At 65.8% G+C, this 2910-nt stretch carries 2 protein-coding genes and 1 pseudogene; all 3 read left to right on the top strand.

The window, feature by feature from the left end; all coding sequences use genetic code 11:
- The first annotated feature begins 455 nt into the window (after positions 1-455).
- The gene (locus ACLP25_RS15790) at positions 456-758 is read left to right on the top strand and encodes a hypothetical protein (protein ID WP_442470134.1); all 303 of its coding nucleotides are present in this window, start codon (positions 456-458) and stop codon (positions 756-758) included.
- Positions 755-2090, top strand: a pseudogene (gene pbfA / locus ACLP25_RS15785) ((R)-1-hydroxy-2-aminoethylphosphonate ammonia-lyase). Before ACLP25_RS15790 ends, pbfA begins: the two are co-directional and overlap by 4 nt.
- An 83-nt stretch (positions 2091-2173) precedes the next feature.
- Positions 2174-2910: 2-aminoethylphosphonate ABC transporter substrate-binding protein (locus ACLP25_RS15780; protein WP_442470133.1), on the top strand; the 737-nt coding region annotated here is incomplete at its 3' end.

The raw sequence follows: 2910 nt of genomic DNA, 5'->3' as shown, positions 1-2910 counted from the left end.
ATAAAGCCCCTCGCCGTCGGTATGACGCCCCGGCTTTGCGGTCTGAACCGCCCTATCTGTGAGCCGACCCATAACTCTGGTCCCACACATGGTCCCACACCATGAAGCGGATCGTGGCACACGTCGGCGGACAACGAAAGACGGAAACACGCACAAGCTGTTGAAAACAAGGGAGGCAAGACGACGAGCCCGAACACCTGCGGACTGCAATTAGGTGCATCCTTGCGGCACCATTTCATCCCTCCGAGACGTTCAGCGACTATCGACGCCGCGCGGATCATAGCGAACGGCGCACCCGGATTGGACTGCGCCGCCAAAGCTCCATCCCAAGGAGCGGTGCGGGTGGTCGTTACCGTTGATCGTCGTTACCCCGTCTGTCACACAACCTTCAGGAGGCCGAGCGTAGGCAAGCGCGTCCCGAACCCGTTCGGCCTGATACGTTTGAAGGGCTTCCGATGACTGCAGCCGCAGCACAGCGCAGGCCCGACCGGTCTGAAACCGGCGATCCGCCACCGCTGACGCCGGGGCCGCTGACGACGTCGAAATCCGTGCGGCAGGCCATGGTCCATGACCGGGGGTCGCGAGACGCCGCGTTTATCGCCCTCCATCGCCAGCGGATGGAGCGCGTGCCGAAGATCGCGCACGGCGAGGGGCGCTATGTCACGGCGCCGACGCAGGCCGATGACATGCGCGGCGCGCTCGAAGCGGTGCGCGAGACGCTGATCGAAATGAACGGCGATCTGGCCGGCGCAAGATGAAAGATCCCGCTTTGCCGCCGAGCGAAGGCGATGTGAACGCAACGCCGGCGCGCGTAGCATGGCGGGCCTCCTTGAGCGACCGGGCGCGCGCCGCGCTCGATGCGGACGAGCGCTATTTCTTGCGACAGTCGCTGTCGACGCCGTGCCTGACGCAGATCGTGCAAGCCAAGGGCGCGGTGCTGACCGACATCGACGGGCGACGCATCCTCGATTTTCACGGCAACAGCGTGCACCAGCTGGGAGACGGCCATCCGAAAGTCGTCGCCGCGATCGCGCGCGAAATGGACACCCTGCCGTTCAGCCCGCGCCGCTACGCCAACGCGACGGCGACCACGCTGGCGCGCCTCCTCGTCGAGACCTCGCCCGCCGGACTCGACAAGCTTCTGTTCGCGCCGAGCGGCGCGGCGGCCGTCGGGATGGCGCTGAAACTGGCGCGCTACGCGACCGGCCGCCACAAGACGCTCTCGCTGTGGGACTCGTTCCACGGCGCCAATCTCGACACCATCGGCGTCGGCGGCGAGGCGCTGTTCCGGCGCGGGCTCGGGCCGTTGACTCCGGGCGCCGAACACCTGCCGCCGCTCGATCTTGCGCGCCGCTTCTTTGGCGACGACCGCCCGTTCGAACGCTTTGCCAACTACATCGACTACGTGCTCGAGATTCAGGGCGACGACGGCGCCCTGATCGCCGAACCGGTCCGCTGGACTTCGGTCGAAGCGCCCCCGCCCGACTTCTGGCCGCGGGTTCGCGCCTCCTGCACCCGCCACGGCGCGCTGCTGATTTTCGACGAGATCTCGAGCTGCCTCGCGCGCACCGGCACGCTTTACGCCTGCGAGCAAATGGGGGCGACACCCGACATTCTGGTGGTGGGAAAGGGCCTTGGCGGCGGGATTATGCCGCTCGCCGCGATGCTCGCCGGTGAAAAGCTCGACTGCGCCCCCGAATCCGCGCTTGGACATTACCACCCACGAGAAAAGCCCCGTCGCCTGCGCGGCGGCGCTAGCGACCCTCGAGGTGATCGCAGAGGAAAACCTGATCGACCGCGCGAAGGAGCTTGGCGTGCGCGGCCTCGAACAATTGAACGCCGTCAAGGCGCGCCGTCCCGCCGTTCGGGACGTTCGGGGTTTCGGCTGTTATTTCGGCGTCGAGCTTGGCGGTCGCGACCCGGCCGCCCTCGCCGACCGACTGCTCTATCGCTGCCTCGCCAACGGGCTCAGCTTCAAGATTGGCGGCGGCGCAATCATCACGCTGTGCCCTCCCCTGACGATCCCGCTCGAGGAATTCGATGCGGCGCTGACGATCCTGGATGAGGCTTTGGGCGAGTTCGGAGGGTGAGGCGGGCTGGCCGCAGTCACACGCACTTCACATCCCGGTCATAGTCCATCTCCAACTTTTTTTGATGTCGGGAGGGCTTTTCCGTGAAATCGCTGTTGAGCATTCTGCTCGTCTCCGCCAGCGTCACGGCGACCCCCGCGCTAGCGGCCTCCGACGTCGTCACGATCTATTCGGCGGATGGCCTGCACGACGGCAAGGGAAGTTGGTTCGAGACGCAGTTCGACGCGTTCACAAAGGCGACCGGCGTCAAGGTCCAATACGTCGAGGCCGGCTCCGGCGGCGTCGTCGAGCGCGTTGCGAAGGAAAAGTCGAACCCGCAGGCCGACGTCCTCGTCACCCTCCCTCCCTTCATTCCGCGCGCCGAGGCCCAAGGCCTCCTGCAGAAGTTCACGCCCGCCGCGGCGGCCGAGATCTCCGGCGGCTCGGGCTCCTATCAGCCGCTCGTCGATAACTACCTCAGCTTCATCTACGATTCCGCCGCCATAAAGTCGCCGCCGACCACCTACGACGAGCTGCTCGATCCGAAGTTCAAGGGCAAGGTCCAGTATTCGACCCCGGGCCAGGCCGGCGACGGCACGGCGGTCATGCTGCAGGTCATCCATTCCTACGGCGGCAAGGACGCGGGCTTCGAGTTCCTGAAGAAGCTGCAGGCCAACAACGTCGGTCCGTCCGCTTCGACAGGCAAGCTGACGGCGCTGGTCAACAAGGGCGAACTCTATGTCGCCAACGGCGATGTGCAGATGAACATGTCGCAGATGGCCGACGATCCGAATATCCGCGTGTTCTGGCCCGCGGGCCCGAACGGCGAGCGCTCCGCGCT

The sequence above is a fragment of the Roseiarcus sp. genome, from assembly GCF_052145395.1.
GTDB lineage: Bacteria > Pseudomonadota > Alphaproteobacteria > Rhizobiales > Beijerinckiaceae > Roseiarcus.
This window is presented reverse-complemented; position numbering and strand designations above follow the sequence as displayed.

Bases quoted from the DNA above. Each gene is read 5' to 3' on its own strand.
- ACLP25_RS15790 (WP_442470134.1), top strand. From the start codon at position 456: ATGACTGCAGCCGCAGCACAGCGCAGGCCCGACCGGTCTGAAACCGGC.